At 71.0% G+C, this 17,858-nt stretch carries 16 protein-coding genes; 11 read left to right on the top strand and 5 right to left on the bottom strand.

Going from position 1 to position 17,858, the window contains the following annotated elements; genetic code table 11:
- Positions 1-54: 54 nt before the first annotated feature.
- Positions 55-1,368 carry a hypothetical protein gene (locus tag Q5425_RS36555; protein ID WP_308676955.1) on the bottom strand — a complete coding sequence of 438 codons (1,314 nt, stop codon included), beginning with the start codon at positions 1,366-1,368 and terminating at the stop codon, positions 55-57.
- A 26-nt stretch (positions 1,369-1,394) separates the two neighbouring features.
- Entirely contained in the window at positions 1,395-3,200 is a 1,806-nt protein-coding gene (locus Q5425_RS36550) for a DEAD/DEAH box helicase (protein WP_308676954.1), read from the bottom strand.
- Between the two features lie 230 nt (positions 3,201-3,430).
- Here Q5425_RS36550 and Q5425_RS36545 point away from each other — a divergent pair, with 230 nt between their 5' ends.
- Both Q5425_RS36545 and Q5425_RS36540 read left to right on the top strand, forming a co-directional pair.
- Positions 3,431-4,084: a ferritin-like fold-containing protein gene (locus Q5425_RS36545; RefSeq protein WP_308676953.1), complete on the top strand. Its 654-nt coding sequence runs from the start codon at positions 3,431-3,433 to the stop codon at positions 4,082-4,084.
- Positions 4,085-4,203: 119 nt separating this feature from the next.
- Positions 4,204-4,434, top strand: coding sequence for a DUF3107 domain-containing protein (locus Q5425_RS36540; protein ID WP_013223016.1), 231 nt, complete (start codon positions 4,204-4,206; stop codon positions 4,432-4,434).
- Positions 4,435-4,523: 89 nt separating this feature from the next.
- On the opposite strand, the gene Q5425_RS36535 is transcribed toward Q5425_RS36540, so the two are convergent.
- Both Q5425_RS36535 and Q5425_RS36530 read right to left on the bottom strand, forming a co-directional pair.
- The gene (locus Q5425_RS36535) at positions 4,524-4,841 is read right to left on the bottom strand and encodes a DUF4873 domain-containing protein (protein WP_308676952.1); all 318 of its coding nucleotides are present in this window, start codon (positions 4,839-4,841) and stop codon (positions 4,524-4,526) included.
- Entirely contained in the window at positions 4,838-5,608 is a 771-nt protein-coding gene (locus Q5425_RS36530; protein ID WP_308676951.1) for a TetR/AcrR family transcriptional regulator, read from the bottom strand. Before Q5425_RS36530 ends, Q5425_RS36535 begins: the two co-directional genes overlap by 4 nt.
- Positions 5,609-5,663: 55 nt before the next feature.
- Here Q5425_RS36530 and Q5425_RS36525 point away from each other — a divergent pair, with 55 nt between their 5' ends.
- A complete protein-coding gene (locus Q5425_RS36525) occupies positions 5,664-6,572 on the top strand; it encodes a diiron oxygenase (protein ID WP_308676950.1) in 909 nt (302 codons plus the stop codon).
- The gene (locus Q5425_RS36520) at positions 6,569-7,486 is read left to right on the top strand and encodes an alpha/beta hydrolase (RefSeq protein WP_308676949.1); all 918 of its coding nucleotides are present in this window, start codon (positions 6,569-6,571) and stop codon (positions 7,484-7,486) included. The genes Q5425_RS36525 and Q5425_RS36520 overlap by 4 nt, the downstream gene beginning before the upstream one ends.
- A 123-nt stretch (positions 7,487-7,609) precedes the next feature.
- On the opposite strand, the gene Q5425_RS36515 is transcribed toward Q5425_RS36520, so the two are convergent.
- The gene (locus Q5425_RS36515; RefSeq protein ID WP_308676948.1) at positions 7,610-8,236 is read right to left on the bottom strand and encodes a TetR/AcrR family transcriptional regulator; all 627 of its coding nucleotides are present in this window, start codon (positions 8,234-8,236) and stop codon (positions 7,610-7,612) included.
- Positions 8,237-8,349: 113 nt separating this feature from the next.
- On the opposite strand from Q5425_RS36515, the gene Q5425_RS36510 reads away from it, so the two are divergent.
- From Q5425_RS36510 to Q5425_RS36480, 7 genes are all read left to right on the top strand, one after another.
- Positions 8,350-9,327 carry an alpha/beta fold hydrolase gene (locus Q5425_RS36510; protein ID WP_308676947.1) on the top strand — a complete coding sequence of 326 codons (978 nt, stop codon included), beginning with the start codon at positions 8,350-8,352 and terminating at the stop codon, positions 9,325-9,327.
- Between the two features lie 81 nt (positions 9,328-9,408).
- Positions 9,409-10,605, top strand: a complete 1,197-nt coding sequence (locus Q5425_RS36505) for a DUF3152 domain-containing protein (RefSeq protein WP_308676946.1) — start codon at positions 9,409-9,411, stop codon at positions 10,603-10,605.
- Between the two features lie 93 nt (positions 10,606-10,698).
- Positions 10,699-11,874: an adenylyltransferase/sulfurtransferase MoeZ gene (gene moeZ, locus Q5425_RS36500; RefSeq protein WP_308676945.1), complete on the top strand. Its 1,176-nt coding sequence runs from the start codon at positions 10,699-10,701 to the stop codon at positions 11,872-11,874.
- 130 nt (positions 11,875-12,004) lie between these two features.
- Entirely contained in the window at positions 12,005-12,802 is a 798-nt protein-coding gene (locus Q5425_RS36495) for a TIGR02569 family protein (protein WP_308676944.1), read from the top strand.
- A gap of 195 nt (positions 12,803-12,997) precedes the next feature.
- Positions 12,998-15,046, top strand: a complete 2,049-nt coding sequence (locus tag Q5425_RS36490) for a molybdopterin oxidoreductase family protein (protein ID WP_308676943.1) — start codon at positions 12,998-13,000, stop codon at positions 15,044-15,046.
- Entirely contained in the window at positions 15,043-16,470 is a 1,428-nt protein-coding gene (locus tag Q5425_RS36485) for an FAD-dependent oxidoreductase (RefSeq protein ID WP_308676942.1), read from the top strand. Before Q5425_RS36490 ends, Q5425_RS36485 begins: the two co-directional genes overlap by 4 nt.
- Entirely contained in the window at positions 16,467-17,858 is a 1,392-nt protein-coding gene (locus Q5425_RS36480) for a nitrate/nitrite transporter (protein WP_308676941.1), read from the top strand. Before Q5425_RS36485 ends, Q5425_RS36480 begins: the two co-directional genes overlap by 4 nt.

The raw sequence follows: 17,858 nt of genomic DNA, 5'->3' as shown, positions 1-17,858 counted from the left end.
CTCGCGTGATCAGGCGGGCATCTCGCGTGTCTGGAGGGGCATCGAAAGCCCTGGTTACTTCAGGGCGGTGAGGGTGGTGCCGCGTTGCTCGAGGAGGACCGGGCCGGCCGCGGCCAGGCGGACCACGCCCGGGTAGCCGCGGCGCTCGACGCCGACCGTGCGGATCGTCGATCCGTCGTTCTCGTTCAGCACCGCCAAGCCGCCCTTGATCGGGATCACCAGCTGCTGCGCGAACGTGATCCCCGGGCCCAGCGCGCTGCTCAGCGTCCAGCGCGGCGACAGGTCGTCGCGGGACAGGGCCACCACCTTCGACCCGCTGAACCAGTACAGGTTCTGGGCCGTCTGGGTGGTCGCCTCGACTCCTGACGGCGGGTCGGCCGCCAGGTCGCCCGGCGGGACGTCCAGCGGGTACGCCGCTCGCTGGTTGCCGTCGCCGTTGAACGTCACCAGGAGCTTCTGGTCCGGCAACACCACCGCCGTGACGTCGCCGGACATCGCGATCACGCGGGCTCGCTTGCCCGCCAGCACCGAACTGAAGCTGACCTGCGGCTCGTCGTCCTTTTCCGGGGCCGCCTTGTACACCGTCAAGCGGTCGGCCGGGTCGCCCGGGCAGCGCTCGATCACGCCGACCTTGCCCGACGCCGCCGCGACCGTGCCGTACGTGCAGCCGGTGCGGGGCTGCTTGCCCGCGTTGACCAGCGCCGGGACCTGGCCGTACTCGGCGCTCTGCACCAGGTCGTCGCGCCACGTCGTGAGGAGCTGCTTGCCCGCCGCGGTCACGTGCGAACCGTCGCTGACCAGCTGGGTGCCCAGCTCCGCGTTGCCGTTGCGCTGGGCGGTGATCCGGCCGGTCGCCGGGTCGAGCTGCGTGACTTCGCTGCAGTTGCGGGTCTTGTGGTAGACGGCGTTCAGCCGCCCCCACGTCTGGTCCAGCGTGCACAAGGGGAGGTCACGCGAGTAGTGCCAGCGGATCTGCCCGGTCAGCGGGTCGCGGTCGGCGACCTCGCCGCCGTCCGCGGTGGCCACCGAATCGCCGGCCACCACCGGGACCGGGGTGGCGGCGCTCGGGGCGCTCCAGATTTCGGCCAGCGACCCGGGCACCTTGTCCGGCGCCGCGGGCAACGGCGGTGGTGGCGCCGCCTCGGTCCGGTCGGTGGCCGCGCTGTCGCTCGTCGCGCCGATGACCAGCGCGACGGCGACCACGGCGACCGCGATCAGTGCGGCGATCAGCCGGTCCCGCCCGCGGTTCCAAGGCGACCGTCGCGCCTTGACCCGCGGAGCGGGCGGCGGGCTTTCGGGAGGGTCTTCGAGTACGTCTTCGGCCCCGTAGCCGGGAGCCTCTTCAGGCGCCTTCTCGACGTCGCTCACGTACCCGAACCCCCGATGGAGAAGCCTCAGTCTGCCGACGCAGGTGTATCAGACGTCGCGGCCGGGCGGCGACGGCGGCGCCGTCGAGCCGGACGCTCGGCGTTCTCGCCGGCCTCCTTCTCGGCGGCCGGGCCGGTCGTCTCCGGGGCGTTGCCGCTGCGGGTGCGGCGGCGGCTCCGGCTGCGGCCCTCCGAAGGAGCCTCGGTCTCCGAGGACGCCGACGACGGCGACGCGGCCGCGTCGTCCGCCGTCTCGACCCCCTCGGCCGCCCGCGCACCGCGGGTCCGCTTGCGCGGGGTCCGGGCGCGCTTGCGCGGCTCGTCTTCCGCCACGGGGGCCTCGCCGGCCTTGCCGCGGCCACGCGGGCCGCGCTTCTTGCCGCCCAGGTCCTCTTCCTCCTCGGCGGCCAGGCCCGCGCGGGTGCGGTTGGCCAGCGGCAGCCGGCCCTTCGTGCCCTCGGGGATGCCCAGGTCCTCGAACAGGTGCGGCGACGACGAGTACGTCTCCACCGGCTCCGGCTTGTCGAGGCCCAGGGTGTCCGAGATGAGCTTCCAGCGCGGCATCTCGTCCCAGTCGACGAGGGTGACGGCGACGCCGGTCCGGCCCGCGCGGCCGGTACGGCCGATGCGGTGGACGTAGGTCTTCTCGTCGTCCGGGCACTGGTAGTTGATCACGTGCGTGACGTCGTCGATGTCGATGCCGCGGGCCGCGACGTCGGTCGCGACCAGGACGTCGACCTTGCCGGAGCGGAACGCGCGCAGGGCCTGCTCGCGGGCGCCCTGGCCCAGGTCACCGTGCACGGCGGCGGCCGCGAAACCGCGCTCGACCAGGTCGTCGGCCACCTTCTGCGCCGTGCGCTTGGTGCGGCTGAAGATCATCGTCAGGCCGCGGTCCGCGGCCTGCAGAACGCGGGCGATGACCTCGGGCTTGTCCATCGAGTGCGCCCGGTAGACGAACTGGGTGGTGCGCTCGTGGATCGCGCTCGCGTCGTTCTCTTCGGCGCGGATGTGCGTCGGCTGGCGCAGGAACGTGCGGGCCAGCGTGATGATCGGGCCGGGCATGGTGGCCGAGAACAGCATGGTCTGCCGCTCGTCCGGCACCATCCGGAGGATGCGCTCGATGTCGGGCAGGAAGCCCAGGTCGAGCATCTCGTCGGCCTCGTCGAGGACCAGGCCGCGGACCTTGCCGAGCACCAGGTGCTGCTGCTCGGCCAGGTCGAGCAGGCGGCCCGGGGTGCCGATCACGACGTCGATGCCCTTGCGGAGCGCCTCGATCTGCGGCTCGTACGGGCGGCCGCCGTAGATGGCCAGGGTGCGGATGCCGAGGTGCTTGCCGGCGCCCTTGAGGTCGTTGGCGACCTGGATGCACAGCTCGCGGGTCGGCACGACGACCAGCACCTGCGGGGTGCCGTCGCCGGGGACCTGCACGCGGTGCAGCAGCGGGACGCCGAAGCCCAGCGTCTTGCCCATGCCGGTGCGGGCCTGCCCGATGAGGTCGTCGCCGGCCATCGCCAGCGGCAGGGTGAGTTCCTGGATCGCGAACGTGCGCTCGATGCCGGCCTCGGCGAGGGCCTTGACGATCTCCGGCTTGACGCCGAAGGACGCGAAGGTCGGGTTTTCGGGCTCGACCTCGACGCCCGCCTGAAGCGGGTGCGAGACGTCGAGCGCGGCCGGGCCGGACTCGCTGTGCTCCAGCGCGACGGCGGGGGTCTGTTCGGTTGTGGGAATTTCTGCGGTCAGGGTGATCGCCTCTCTCGTGACCAGCGCGCACAGCCCTGGGTCCGCTCGACACTCGACCGGGAGTAAACCCTGGTCCCTGGCGCTGGTCTTCAAGCGCGGAACCGGTCCGCCCCGGGAATGCCGGAAGAGGCGTGCACGCACATTGCAGTACGTCGACAGGCCGCGTGACCTGCCTGTTCCCGACGCCGGTATGGCGTACGGAAGCTTCGTTGTCAACAGCAGTGTACCTGGTCAGCAGTTTTTCGACAGTACCCGGCACGCCGGAGCCAGTGTGATCGGTCTCGTCCCGACACGCCCGGGTGCTTCGGCGATACCCTGCCCCCGTGACCGACCCGAAAGAGATCTCCGAAGGCGTAGTCGACCTTCTGGGTGTGATCGCCTACCTCGAACTGTCCGCGTTCGACCGGCTGGCGGAGGACGCGCACAGCGCCCCCACGCTGGCCGGGCGCGCCGCGCTGGCGACCATGGCGGCCGCCGAAATCGGTCACTACGGCCTGCTGTCGGCGCACCTGGCCGCGCACGGCGTCAAGATCGAGGACGCCATGGCCCCGTTCGTGGCCCAGGTCGACGCCTGGCACGCTTCGACGCCCCCGAAGTCGTGGCTGGAGTCGCTGGTGAAGGCCTACGTCGGCGACGGGCTCGCCGCCGACCTCTACCGGGAGATCGCCAGCTGGCTCGACCCGGAGACCAAGGACCTCGTGCTGACCGTCCTCGCCGACACCGGCCACTCGGCCTTCGCCGAACGCGAGGTCGCGGCCGGCATCGAGGCCGACCCCAAGTCCCGCGACAAGCTCGCCCTGTGGGGCCGCCGTCTGCTCGGCGAGGCATTGACCCAGGCCCAGTACGTCGTCGCCGAACGCGACGGCCTGGCCGAGCTCATCATCAGCGGCTCGGGCGACCTCTCCGGAATTGCGGCGCTGTTCCGGCGGTTGCAACAGGGGCACACCAAGCGCATGCAGGCGCTCGGCCTGGGCTGAACCCGATGGAGTACCCGGAAGTGACGACGCGGTCGGGCGCGGACATGCGCCACCGGAACGAGCCGGTTCGGTTAGCCTTGGCCGGCACATCCCTTACGAATTTCCAGCGGAGGTCCCACGTGGAGGTCAAGATCGGCATCAAGGACACGCCGCGCGAGCTGGTGGTGTCCAGTGGCCAGTCTCCCGAAGAGGTGGAGAAGCTGGTCGCCGAGGCCCTGACGGCCGGTGACGGGCTCTTCCGCATCAACGACGAGAAGGGGCGCAAGTACATCGTCCCCTCCGACCGCATCGCGTACGTCGAGATCGCCCCGTCCGACGTCCGCAAGGTCGGCTTCGGCGTCGGCGACTGACGGCTTCGCCCACAGCAGAAAACTCGTGAAGGCCGCCTCGACGTCTCGAGGCGGCCTTCACGCGTGCTTGCCGTGGACCCTCGCCGCGGTCAGGCGTTCAGCTCTTCCAGCGTCGTCGGGACGTGGAACGGCGGGGTGCTCGTGCCCATGATCCGGTAGCGGCCCCACGGGTCGGGGTCCGACAGCTCGCCCGTCGCCGTGTGCTCGCCCGCCCGGATCGACACCGGCTTCTTCTTGCCGCCCGCCAGGCGGGCCAGCTCCTCGTGCACCGCCACCCGGCCGTACCAGCGGTAGTAGCCGTCGATCGGCTGGAAGTAGCCGCGCAGGTCGACTGTCACCGCCACGGTCACCCCGTCGATCACCAGGGTGGCCTCACCGCTGTAGCCGTCTTCTTCGTGCTCGCTCATGATGTTTCCTCCAACGACTCCGAAGCGCGGCCCAGCTGGACCACCTTGTTGGCTTCCAGGGGCAGGTTCGGGTCGATGACCACGCCGTTCTGGCGGGTCAGCCCGTCGATGGCCGCCCAGATGATCTGGGTCAGGTACTCCACGACCGCGTCGCGGCTCATCGACCGGCGGTCCAGCCACCACTCGCCGGTGTTCTGGACCATGCCGACGATGCCGTGCGCCCACGGCTCGGCCGCGCCGGAGTCCATGTTGAACATCCGCATGTAGTCGCCGAGCAGCGCGGTCAGCGCCGTCGCGATCAGCTCCTTGTCCTCGGCCACGACGTCCGACGACACCGGCTTCTCCGGCCGCCCGTGCGCCAGCAGCCGGTAGAGGTTCGGGTGCTCCTCGATCACGGTGAAGAAGGCGTCGAGCGCCATCCGGATCCGCGGCACCGGCGCGAGTTCGGCGTTGATGGCGGGGATCAGCCGCTCGAAGAGGATTTCCGTGCCGCGCTGGCCGAGCGCCACGTACAGGTCGGCCTTGTCGTCGAAGTGCCGGTACAGCACCGGCTTCGTGACGCCGGCTTCCGCGGCGACGTCCTCCATGCCGAGGTCCGGGCCGTGCGTGTCGAGCGCCCGCAGCGCGGCCTCGACGAACTCCTTGCGCCGGGCGATCCGGTGTTTGCGCCAGCGGTCGCGCCGGGCGTCGCCGGTGGCCTCCTCGCCGCGGGAGGACCTGCTGGGCTGCTTGCCGGAGCGCTTGACACGTTCGATCACGAGAGTCATGCTACGCACAGGTAACTGTTACCTCAAGTTACATGTCGTGGAAGGGGTGTCGGCGATGACGCGGACGCTGCACGATCCGGAGCGCGAAAAGACCGCGAACCGCCTGCTGAAGTCGTCGGCGAACAAGTTCTACGACCCCGACGTCGACATCGACTGGGCCGCGCCGCTGGTCGAGGGCAAGCGGTTCATCCTCGACGAGCGCTCTTCGCTGTACGGCACCGAACTCTGGGAAAAGCTGACCCCGGAGCAGCGCATCGAGCTGGGCAAGCACGAGGTCGCGAGCGTCGCGACTACCGGCCTGTGGTTCGAGATCCTCCTGATGCAGATGCTGCTCAAGGAGGTCTACGAACAGGACCCGACGTCCGCGCACGCGCAGTTCGCGCTCACCGAGATCGCCGACGAATGCCGGCACTCGACGATGTTCGCGCGGATGGCGTCGCGGATCGGCTGCCCCGCCTACGGTCCGGTGCCGTGGCTGCGGAAGCTGGCGAAGCTGATGCCGTCGATCTCCTACGGCCCGGCGCGTTACGGCGCGATCCTGGTCGCGGAGGAGGTCCTCGACCGGCTGCAGCGCGAGCAGATGAACGACGAAGGCGTCCAGCCGCTGGTCCGGATGGTCAACCGGATCCACGTCCTGGAAGAGGCCCGGCACGTCACCTTCGCCCGCGAAGAGGTCACGCGCGGCATGGCGAAGCTGTCGAAGGCGGAAATCGGCTACCAGCAGTTCATCATCGCGGTCATCTCGTACTTCGTGACGCGGGCGTTCATCAACCCGCACGTCTACAAGGCGGTCGGGATCCGGCCGCGCGACGGTGTTGAGGCGGCGCTGAACAATCCGCACTGGCAGGGGACGATCGCGTGGGCCGGGGAGAAGATCATGCCGTTCCTCGAGGAGTCCGGCCTGGTCGGGCTGCCCGGGAAGTACTTCTGGCGCAAGTCGTTCCTGCTCCCGGCGGGCCGATGACGACCGCGTCGCGGCTGCGGGAGCCGTCGGCCGGGCACCGGTTCGTCGCGAGCGACGGCGCCGCGCTGCACGTTTCGCAGTCGGGGCCCGCGGCCTCCGATGGCTCGGCTGTGACGCTGGTGCTCGTCCACGGCTGGACGCAGGACCACCGGACGTGGGACTTCGTGCTGCCGCACCTCGATCCCGGCCTGCGCGTGCTGCGCTACGACCTGCGCGGCCACGGCGGCTCGGCACCCGCCCGGCCCGGCGGCGCCACGATCGCCCGCCTCGCCGACGACCTGGCCGAGCTGATCGCCGACCGCGTCCCGGACGGGCCGCTGGTGCTCGCCGGGCATTCGATGGGCGGTATGACGCTCATGGTGCTCGCGGAACGGCACCCGTCGCTGGTGGCCTCGCGGCTGGCGGGTGCGGCGTTCGTCGCGACGTCGTCGGGGGACATGGACCAGCTGACGCTCGGGTTCCCGGGGCTGGTCGGCCGGGGCGTGACGCGCTTCGAGCCGCGGGTGGCGCGGCTGCTGGCCCGGCTGCGGTCGGACACGCTGCGGCTGCGGCCGGGCGTGGTCCGCTCCGGCGCCCGGCGGCTGGTCTTCGGGGTCCGCCCGGGGCGCGAGCAGGTGGACAGCGTCGTCGAGCAGCTGCTGTGCGCGCACCCGGCGAGCGCGGGGATGTTCCTGGACGCGATCGCGGCCCACCGCGGCGTCGGCGGGCTCGGTGCGCTGTGCGACGTGCCGTCGGTGGTGCTGGCGGGGGAGAAGGACCGGCTGTGCCCGCTGGCGCACGCGAAGGTGATCGCGGACGAGCTGCCGCACGCGGAGTTCGTCCGGTTCCCCGGTGCCGGGCACATGCTCCCGCAGGAACGCCCCTTCGAGGTCGCCCGCCGCATCTCCGCTCTAGTCCGAGCAGCCACCCGCTGACACCCAGCCAACAACGGAGCTTTCACGTGAAAGCTCCGTTGTTGGCGACCGGCCAAAAGCCGCACTTTCACGTGAAAGTGCCCACCAGGGGGCCGCACTTTCACGTGAAAGTGCGGCTGGGGGTCAGCCGTCCTTGAGGGGGAAGCCGCCGCCGATTCCGCGCCAGGCCAGGTTGGCCGTCAGCGCCACCGCTTCCTCGCGGCTCATCGACTGGTGGTGCTGCAGCCAGAACCGGGCGCTGACCTGGCTCATCCCCACCAGGCCGACCGCCAGCAGGCGCGCCTTGTCCTCGTCGAGACCCGCGTCCGCCGTGATCGTCTCCGTGATCGCGTCCACGCTCGCCGACGTCGCCCGGTCGACCGCTTCCTGGACCGCCGGCTCGCCGCGCAGGTCCGACTCGAACACCATCCGGAACGCGCCCGCGTCCTCGCTGACGAAGTCGAAGAACGCGCCCACCGTCGCCGGCACGCGCTGCTTGTTCTCCGTCGTCGAGTCCAGAGCGTTCTGCACGCGCTTGACCAGCTCGTCGACGTGGCTCTCCAGCAGCGCGATGTACAGATCGAGCTTGCCGGGGAAGTGCTGGTACAGCACCGGCTTCGAGACGCCCGCGACCTCGGCGATCTCGTCCATCGCGGCGGCGTGGTAGCCGTTCTCGGCGAAGACCCGCTGCGCCGCGGCGAGGAGCTGGGCCCGGCGCTCGGTCCGGGGCAGCCGCACCCCGCGTTGCTGCAGCCGCGTCATCTCCGTCATGCTCGTCCTCCCGTCTTCGCTTCTTCGACGGGCGGGGTCGCCACCGCGTGAAGTCGCCCTGAAGATTACTCGCCGGTACGTGTGCCGCGCCAAGGGTCGGGCATTCTGGATCCGTGAACACCCCCGCGCCGACGCGGCCGCCGCTGACCCACGTGCCGTTCTCGAGCCGGACCTTGCCGTCGCTCGACCCGCTTCCGCCGCCGTGGCCGGCGGCCTTCGAAGAGGCCGGCACCGCCCGGCTCCACATCCGCCGCACGCCGGGCCCGGACGCCGTGCCCGCGGTGTACGTCCACGGCCTCGGCGGCTCGTCGACGAACTGGACCGACCTGGCCGCGCTGCTCGCGCCGGTCGCCGGCGGCACCGCACCCGACCTGCCCGGGTTCGGCTGCTCCGAGCCCGAGGAGGGGTTCGACTTCTCCCTCCAGGCCCACGCCGACGTCGTGGTCCGGCACATCGAGACCGTTGGCGGGCCGGTGCACCTGTTCGGCAACTCGATGGGCGGGGCGATCGCGCTGCTCGTCGCGGCCCAGCGGCCGGAACTGGTCAAGACGCTGACGCTGATCTCGCCGGCGGTGCCCGACCTGCGCCTCGACCCGCGACGGCTGTCGGACCCGCGGATGGCGCTCGCGTACCTGCCGCTGGTCGGCGCGCGCGTGCGGGCCCAGCTGGCCGCGCTCGGCCCGAGGGAACGCGCCGCGCAGGTCATCAAACTGTGCTTCGCCGATCCGTCGCGGTTCCCCGAGAGCCGGCTCGAGGAGCTGACCGAGGAACACGGTGCCCGCGCCGGGTTCGCCTGGGCGGCGCCCGCGATGGCCCGCAGCACCTTCGCGATCTTCCGGGCGTGGTCGACGCGGGGAAAGGCGTCGCTGTGGTCGGTCGCACCGCTCGTCAAAGCACCGACGCTGGTCGTGTGGGGCCGGGAGGACCGCGTCATCTCGGTCAAGCGCGCGGTGCGGACCGCGCGGGCGATCCCGCGGGCCCGGTTGCTGGTGCTCCCGCGCACCGGCCACGTGGCGCAGATGGAACGTCCGATCGTTGTAGCGAAGGCCGTTCTGGGGATGTGGGAGCACGTGGAAACGGGCTCCTGGTAGGCCGATCGGGTGATCATGAGTTCACTCGATGATCCGCCAGTCGGCGAGAGCGGTGCCCCGGCGCTGTGGCACCCTGGTGCGGTGGACCGGGTGAAGCAGGACGCGCGAGGCGAAGATCGGCGGCCGCCCCACCGCGCGTCGGCCCGCCGGGCGTCCGCGGCTTCTTCGGCGTCTGTGGGGTCTGTGGGGTCTTCGGAGCCCGGCGACCCGCCGCGCACCGGGCAGTACCGCCCGTCGAAGGCGCCCGCCCTGCGCGTCGACGAGGACCGCTACCGCCCCGGCGGACGGCGGACCAGTGCCGAGCCGCTGAGCGCCTCCTGGAAACCCCACGTCGAAGCCCCGGCCGAGAAGCCGGCCGAAGCGGCGCCGCAGTCGGGCATCGCGAAGCTCACAAAGACCTACGGCTGGCGCGTCTACGCCCTGCCGATCCTGGTCGTGCTGACCGTGCTCGTCGTGGTCAACACCGCCAACAGCCCCGCCCAGCCGATCGCCGAGCAGGGCACGTCCGCGCCCGGCGCCGAGTCGGCGGGCGGCGACACCCCCGGCAGCGGCGCCATCGACGGCAACGGCGAGCAGGCCATCCCGGAGAACCCGGCCACCCCGGTCGACCTCAAGGTCCCGACCGCGGACCTGCCGGAAGGCATTCCGTTCACCCAGGCCGGCGCGGGCAAGTGGCACGTCGTCCCGGGCACCGGCCCGAAGGTCGGCACGGGAAAGCTGTACACGTACACCGTCGAGGTCGAGGACGGGATCGACCCGGCGAGCTACGCCGGCGACGACGCCTTCGCCACGGCCGTCCAGGGCACGCTGTCGAACCCGGCGCAGGGGTGGACCTGGGACGGCAAGATCGCGTTCCAGCGTGTGGACGGCAACTTCCCGAACCCGTCCTTCAAGGTGAGCCTCACGACACCGGAGACCACCCACCGGCCGGACGCCTGCGGGTTCCAGATCAAGTTCGAGGCCTCCTGCTACCGCAAGAGCCTCGGCCGCGTGCTGATCAACCTGGCCCGCTGGGTGCGCGGCGCCAAGGCGTACGGCGCCGACATGACCGGGTACCGGCAGTACGCCATCAACCACGAGGTCGGGCACGCACTGGGCAACCAGCACGTCGGCTGCCCCGGCACCGACCAGCCGGCGCCGGTGATGATGCAGCAGTCCTTCGGCGTCAACGACGACTACGTCGCGATGCTCAACGACATCCCCGGCGGCGACAAGGGCAAGGTGGCCAAGGACGGCCGCATCTGCAAGACCAACTCCTGGCCCAACCCCACCCCCTAGCGCGTCCCAGCATCTGGACCGGGGAAGGCTTGGTTGCCTGCGCGCGTTGTCCATAGTGGGATGGACGCGATCCGCGCGCGAGATGGAGGACCCATGTCAGCACTGCCGCCGCTCGTCGAGCCGGCTGCCGAGCTCACCAAGGAAGAGGTGGCCCGGTACAGCCGTCACCTGATCATCCCCGACGTCGGGGTGAACGGGCAGAAGCGGCTGAAGAACGCGAAGGTCCTGGTGATCGGGGCCGGCGGCCTCGGCAGCCCCGCGCTGCTGTACCTGGCCGCGGCCGGGGTCGGCACGCTCGGCATCGTCGACTTCGACGTCGTGGACGAGTCGAACCTGCAGCGCCAGGTCATCCACGGCCAGTCCGACGTCGGCAAGCTCAAGGCCGCGTCCGCGCAGGAGTCGATCGCCGACATCAACCCGCTGGTCAAGGTGCACCTGCACACCGACCGGCTGGACTCGTCGAACGCGCTGGAGATCTTCGAGCAGTACGACCTGATCGTCGACGGCACCGACAACTTCGCGACGCGCTACCTGGTCAACGACGCCGCGGTGCTGCTGGGCAAGCCGTACGTCTGGGGCTCGATCTTCCGGTTCGAGGGCCAGGTCAGCGTGTTCTGGGAGGACGCGCCGAACGGCAAGGGCCTCAACTACCGCGACCTCTACCCGGAGCCGCCGCCCCCGGGCATGGTCCCGTCCTGCGCCGAGGGTGGCGTGCTGGGCGTGCTGTGCGCGTCCATCGGCTCGATCATGGTGACCGAGGCGATCAAGCTCATCACCGGCATCGGCGAGCCGCTGCTCGGTCGTCTGATCAGCTACGACGCGCTGGACATGAAGTACCGCGAGGTCAAGATCCGCAAGGACCCGGACACGCCGAAGATCACCGAGCTGATCGACTACGAGGCGTTCTGCGGCGTGGTGTCCGACGAGGCCGCGCAGGCGGCGTCGGGCAGCACGATCACGCCCGCCGAGCTCAAGGCCAAGTTCGACAGCGGCGAGAACTTCGCGCTGATCGACGTCCGCGAGCCGCACGAGTACGAGATCGTCAACATCAAGGGCGCGACGCTGATCCCGAAGGACCGCATCCTTTCGGGCGAGGCGCTGGCCGAGCTGCCGCAGGACAAGCCGATCGTCCTGCACTGCAAGTCGGGGGCGCGGTCCGCCGAGGCCCTCGCCGCTCTGCACGCGGCCGGCTTCAAGGACGCGACGCACCTCGGCGGCGGCGTGCTCGCCTGGGCGAAGCAGATCGACCCGAGCCTGCCGACCTACTGACAGTGGTCGTCCGTGAAGGCCGCCTCCGGTTCGGAGGCGGCCTTCACGGCGTTTCGCCGGAGTTGGGAAACCCTGTGTGACCAGCATGTCTGCTCGATCGGGCCACACCCGGCCGGGTAACGTCACGACCGTGCGGTCAACCCCCGAACGTCCTCCGGCGCACGTCTGCGCGGCCTTCGGCGGTCCCGCCGACGGCAGCGAACGCCTGCCGGATTCGACCGTGTGGCGCTGCGGCGACCTCGTGCTGAAGCCGGTCACCGACAAGGTCAGGTCGCTGTGGACCGCCCACGCGCTCGACTACGTCCGCGAGCCGGGGCTGCGGGTCGCGAAGCCGGTCCGGTCGACCGACGGCCGCTGGATCGTCGGCGGCTGGACGGCGTCGCGGTTCGTCCCCGGCACACCGGAGCACCGCGGTGACGCGTCGGTCCTGGCGGCGGTGAAACTGCACCGGGCCACGGTCGGCCTGCCACGGCCGGAGTTCCTCGACGCGCGCACCGACATCGACGCGGTCGCCGACCGCATCGCTTGGGAAGAGCTCGAGGTCGCCCTGGAAGAGACGAAGGGCGGCCGCTGGTTCGAGGTCCTCGCCGGCGCCCGCCGCCCGATCAACCTCCCGCACCAGGTGGCCCACGGCGAATTGCTGGCGGGCCTGCTGTTCGACGGCGACGACGTACCGGGTGTCGTCGACTTCGTGCCGTACTACCGCCCGGGCGAGTACGGCGCGGCGATCGTCGCGGTCGACGCGCTCGCCTGGGGCGGCGCGGGCCGGGACCTGCTCGAACGCTGGGTGCACCTGCCGGAGTGGCCACAGCTGCTCCTGCGCGCGGTGTTGTTCCGGTTGGCGGCCAACGCACTGAACCCGAGGTCGACGCAGGCCTCGCTGGACGGCCTGCGGGCGGCGGCCCGCGAAGTGTCCGGAGTCTTGTGACCGAGGTCGCAAGACCGGGCGTCACTTCGGGCAAAGCGCCGCTGACCTCCGGAGTCCCGGTCCGTGGACGCGGATCTCACCGGGCGGGCGGCGGATACCCCGCCGTAATGTCAACTGCCTGAAACATTCGGTCGAATCCGGTTAACAAGGCCTCCTTAGCGTCAGGGCAAGCCCGAAACGCCGAGGAGGTGCCCGATGCCGCAGGTCGACACCCACTGCCCGTACTGCGCGCTGCAGTGCGGGATGAGCCTCGACGGCGCCCGCGTGACGCCGCGGGACTTCCCGGTCAACGCCGGTGGCCTGTGCCAGAAGGGCTGGACCTCCGGCTCCCTCCTCACGAGCCCGAAGCGGCTGACCACCCCGATGCTGCGCGTCAACGGCGCGCTCGAGCCGGTCAGCTGGGACTTCGCCCTCGACCACGTCGCCCGGAAGCTGCGGGAGACGCAGAAAAGCCACGGTCCGGACAGCGTCGCGATCTTCGGCGGCGGCGGGCTGACCAACGAAAAGGCCTACCTGCTCGGCAAGTTCGCCCGTGTTGCGCTCGGCACCTCGCAGATCGACTACAACGGCCGGTTCTGCATGTCCTCGGCCGCCGCCGCGGGGATCAAGGCCTTCGGGGCCGATCGCGGGATGCCGTTCCCCGTCACGGATCTGAAGAACGCCGACGTCGTGCTGCTCGCCGGTGCGAACCCGGCCGAGACCATGCCGCCGTTCACCCAGCACCTGCGCGGCACCGACCTCATCGTCGTCGACCCGCGGCGCACCCCGACCGCCGAGCTGGCCAGCCTGCACCTCGCTCCCGCGCCGGGTACCGATCTCGCGCTGGCGCTGGGCATCCTGCACGCCGTCGTCGAAGGCGGTCATCTCAATCAGTCCTATGTGGATGATCGGACGAGCGGGTTCGCGGAGATGTGGCGGATCGCCGCGAGCTGGTGGCCGGAGCGCGCTGAGCGCGTCACCGGCGTCTCGGCCGCCGACATGCGCCTCGCCGCGGAAAAGCTCGCCGCCGCGCGCAACGCTTACATCCTCACCGCCCGCGGCACCGAACAGCACGCCACCGGCACCGCGAACGTCGGTGCCTGGATCAACCTCGCGCTGAGCCTCGGCCTGCCGGGCCGCACGGGCTCCGGTTACGGCTGCCTCACCGGCCAGGGCAACGGCCAGGGCGGGCGCGAGCACGGTCAGAAAGCCGACCAGCTGCCCGGCTACCGCAAGCTCGACGACCCGGCTGCCCGCGAGCACGTCGCCGGCGTGTGGGGCGTCGACGCGGACAGCCTGCCCGGCCCCGGCCGCTCGGCGACCGAACTGCTCGAAGCGCTCGGCCAGGAGAACGGCCCGAAGGCGCTGATGGTGTTCGGCAGCAACGTGGTCGTGTCGGCGCCGCGCTCGCAGCGAGTCCAAGATCGGCTGTCCGAACTGGACTTCCTGGTCGTCGCCGACTTCGTGCTGTCGGAGACCGCGGCGCTCGCCGACGTCGTCCTGCCGGTCACCCAGTGGGCCGAAGAGGACGGCACGCTCACCAACCTCGAAGGCCGGATCCTGCTGCGCCGCAAAGCGTTGACGCCGCCGCCGGGTGTCCGATCCGACCTCGACGTCCTCCACGGACTGGCGAATCGGCTGGGGCAGCCGGAAAACCGGTTCCCGACCGACGCCGAGACGGTGTTCGAAGAGCTGCGGATCGCGTCGAAGGGCGGGATCGCCGACTACTCCGGCGTCAGCTACGACCGGCTGCGCGCGGGCGAGGCCCTGCACTGGCCGGTCCCCGAAAACGACCACCCCGGAACGCCGCGGATGTTCCTCGACGCCTTCGCCCACCCGGACGGCCGCGCGCGGTTCGTGCCGGTCGAGCACACCGGCCCGGCCGAACTGCCCGACGACGAATTCCCGTTGCAGGCCACCACCGGCCGCGTCCTGCAGCACTACCAGTCGGGCGCGCAGACGCGGCTGATCGGTGAGCTCAACGACGTCGTCCCGGAGGTGTTCGTCGAGGTCCACCCGGACACCGCCAAGCGTGCCGGGCTCGAGGAAGGCGACCGCGCGGTGGTCCGCTCGCGCCGCGGCGAAACCGTGGCAAAGGTGCGGTTCGCCCAGAGCCTCAAACCGGATTTGGTCTTCCTGCCGTTCCACTTCCCCGGTGAGCAGCGCGCCAACCTGTTCACCAACCCGGCGCTCGACCCGGTCTCCCGGATGCCCGAGTTCAAGGTGTGTGCCGTGTCGTTGTCTACTGTGGATGGTGCCGCGTGAGCCCTCGTGAAGTTGTCGTCGTCGGCTACGGCATGGCCGGCGCCCGGCTCGCCGACGAAATCCGCCGCCGCGACCCGATCGCCGAGCGGGTCCGGCTGACCGTCCTCGGCGCCGAACAGCACGCGGCCTACAACCGGGTGCTGCTGTCCGCGGTCGTCGCGGGCGGGATGAGCGCGGAAAGCGTCCGCCTGCACGACGACGAGTGGGCCACGCGCCACAACATCGACCTGCGGCTCGGCGTCGACGTCGCCCGCATCGACCGCGAGAAGCGGTGCGTCGAACTGGCCGACGGGTCCTCCGTCGACTACGACGCGCTCGTGCTCGCCACCGGCGCGAACCCGTGGATCCCGCCGGTCGAAGGCCTCGAAGCCGGGCCGGGGGTGGTCGCCTTCCGCAGCCTCGACGACTGCGCCAAGATCCTCGACGCCGCCCGCTTCGGCGCGCCGGTCGCGGTGCTCGGCGGCGGCCTGCTCGGCCTCGAAGCCGCCCGCGGGCTGGCCGGGCGCGGCAACCAGGTGACCGTCGTGCACCCGCTGGGCCACGTCATGGAACGCCAGCTCGACCCTGCCGCCGGCCACGTGCTGGCCCGGCAGCTCACCGAAATGGGCGTGACGTTCAAGTTCGGCGCCACCGCCGCCCGCTACCTGCCCGGCGACGGGCTCAAGCTCGACGACGGCACCCTCGTCCCGGCCGACCTGGTGGTCGTCGCCGCCGGTGTCCGCGCCGAGACGAGCCTCGCCGCGGAAGCCGGCTTGGACGTCGACATGGGCATCCTCGTCGACGACACCCTGCGCACCAGCGACGGCCGCATCCACGCCCTCGGCGACTGCGCCCGCCACCCCGGCGCCCCCGCCGGGCTGATCCAGCCCGCGTGGGAGCAGGCATCGGTGCTGGCCGACGTCCTGACCGGCACCAACGCGGCCGCCCGCTACCGCGGCACCACGGCCGTCACGCGGCTCAAGGCCCGCGGCATCGACCTCGCCGCGTTGGGGGAGACCCAGCTCCAGGCCGGTGACGCCGACGTCGAGGTGCTGACGTTCAACGACCCGACGGGCGGCCGGTACGGCAAGCTCGTCGTCCGCGACAACCGCGTCACCGGGGCCATCCTGCTCGGCCTGCCCGACGCGGCCGCCACGATCACGCAGTTCCACGACCGCGGGACGCTGCTGCCGGAAGACCGGCTCGCCGTCCTGCTGGGCCGCGCGCTGCCCACCGGCTCCACCCCGGCGGCCAGCCCGGCCGACCTCCCGGCCGCGGCGGTGATCTGCCGCTGCAACAACGTCACCAAGGGCCGGCTGATCGAAGCCTGGAAGGCCGGGGCCACCGACACTCCCGCACTGGCGCGGGCCACGCGAGCGACGACGGGCTGCGGCGGGTGTTCCGACACCGTCGGCGGCATCGCCAACTGGCTCGCGGCGCAATGACCGACTCGACCCGCACTGAGGAGAACGCCGTGGCGCACCAAGGAAAGCACTGGATCGAGCACTGGGAACCCGAGAACGAGCAGTTCTGGGAGGCCGAGGGCAAGAAGATCGCCCGCCGCAACCTGTGGTTCTCGGTCTTCGCCGAGCACATCGGCTTTTCGATCTGGACCCTGTGGTCGGTCATCGTCCTGTTCATGGGCAAGGACTACGGCTTCTCCGCCGCCGACAAGTTCCTCCTGGTCTCCACGCCGACGCTGATCGGCGGCCTGATGCGGCTGCCCTACACCTTCGCCGTGGCGAAGTTCGGCGGCCGCAACTGGACGGTCGTGTCGGCCGTGCTGCTGCTGATCCCGACCACCCTGGCCGCCCTCGTCCTGCACCCCGGCACGTCGCTCGGCACGTTCCTGCTGGTCGCGGCGCTCGGCGGCGTCGGCGGCGGCAACTTCGCGTCGTCGATGACGAACATCAACGCCTTCTACCCCGAGAAGCACAAGGGCTGGGCGCTGGGCCTCAACGCCGGCGGCGGCAACCTCGGCGTCGCGGCGATCCAGCTGGTCGGGCTGCTGGTGATCGGCACAGCGGGCGCGACGATGCCGCGGCTGGTGCTCTTCATCTACCTGCCGCTGATCGTGGTCGCCGCGGTCTGCGCGTACCTCTTCATGGACAACCTCGCCACGATGAAGGGCGACACCAAGGCGATGCGCGAGGTCGTCAAGGACCCGCACACCTGGGTGATGTCCTTCCTCTACGTCGGCACGTTCGGCTCGTTCATCGGCTACAGCTTCGCCTTCGGCCTGGTGCTGCAGAACCAGTTCGGCCGCACCCCGCTGCAGGCGGCCGCGGTGACGTTCCTCGGCCCGCTGCTCGGTTCGTTCTCCCGGCCGACCGGCGGCTGGCTGGCCGACCGCATCGGCGGCGGCAAGGTCACCTTCGCCACCTTCACCGGGATGGCGCTGGCGACGGTCGTGCTGATCCTCGCCTCGACGTCGAAGTCACTGACGCTGTTCACGATCGCCTTCATCGTGCTGTTCGTGCTCACCGGCATCGGCAACGGCTCGACGTACAAGATGATCCCGGCCATCTTCCGCGCCAAGGCGAAGGTCGCCATCGCGAACGGTGCCGAGGAGACGGCCGAGCTGCTCAAGGCGCGGCGGCTGTCCGGCGCGCTGATCGGCCTGGCCGGCGCCATCGGTGCCGAGGGCGGCCTGTTCATCAACCTCGCGTTCCGGCAGTCGTTCGCCGACGCGCACAGCGGGGTGCCCGCCTTCATCGGATTCCTGGTCTTCTACGGGCTCTGCTTCGCCCTCACCTGGGCGGTCTACCTGCGGAAGCCCGCCGAACAGCCCACGAGTGAGCGCGGTCTGGCGCTCGCGGGAGCGGAGGTCTGA

Origin of the sequence: Amycolatopsis sp. A133, from assembly GCF_031082405.1 — a bacterium.
Lineage (GTDB): Bacteria > Actinomycetota > Actinomycetes > Mycobacteriales > Pseudonocardiaceae > Amycolatopsis.
This window is presented reverse-complemented; position numbering and strand designations above follow the sequence as displayed.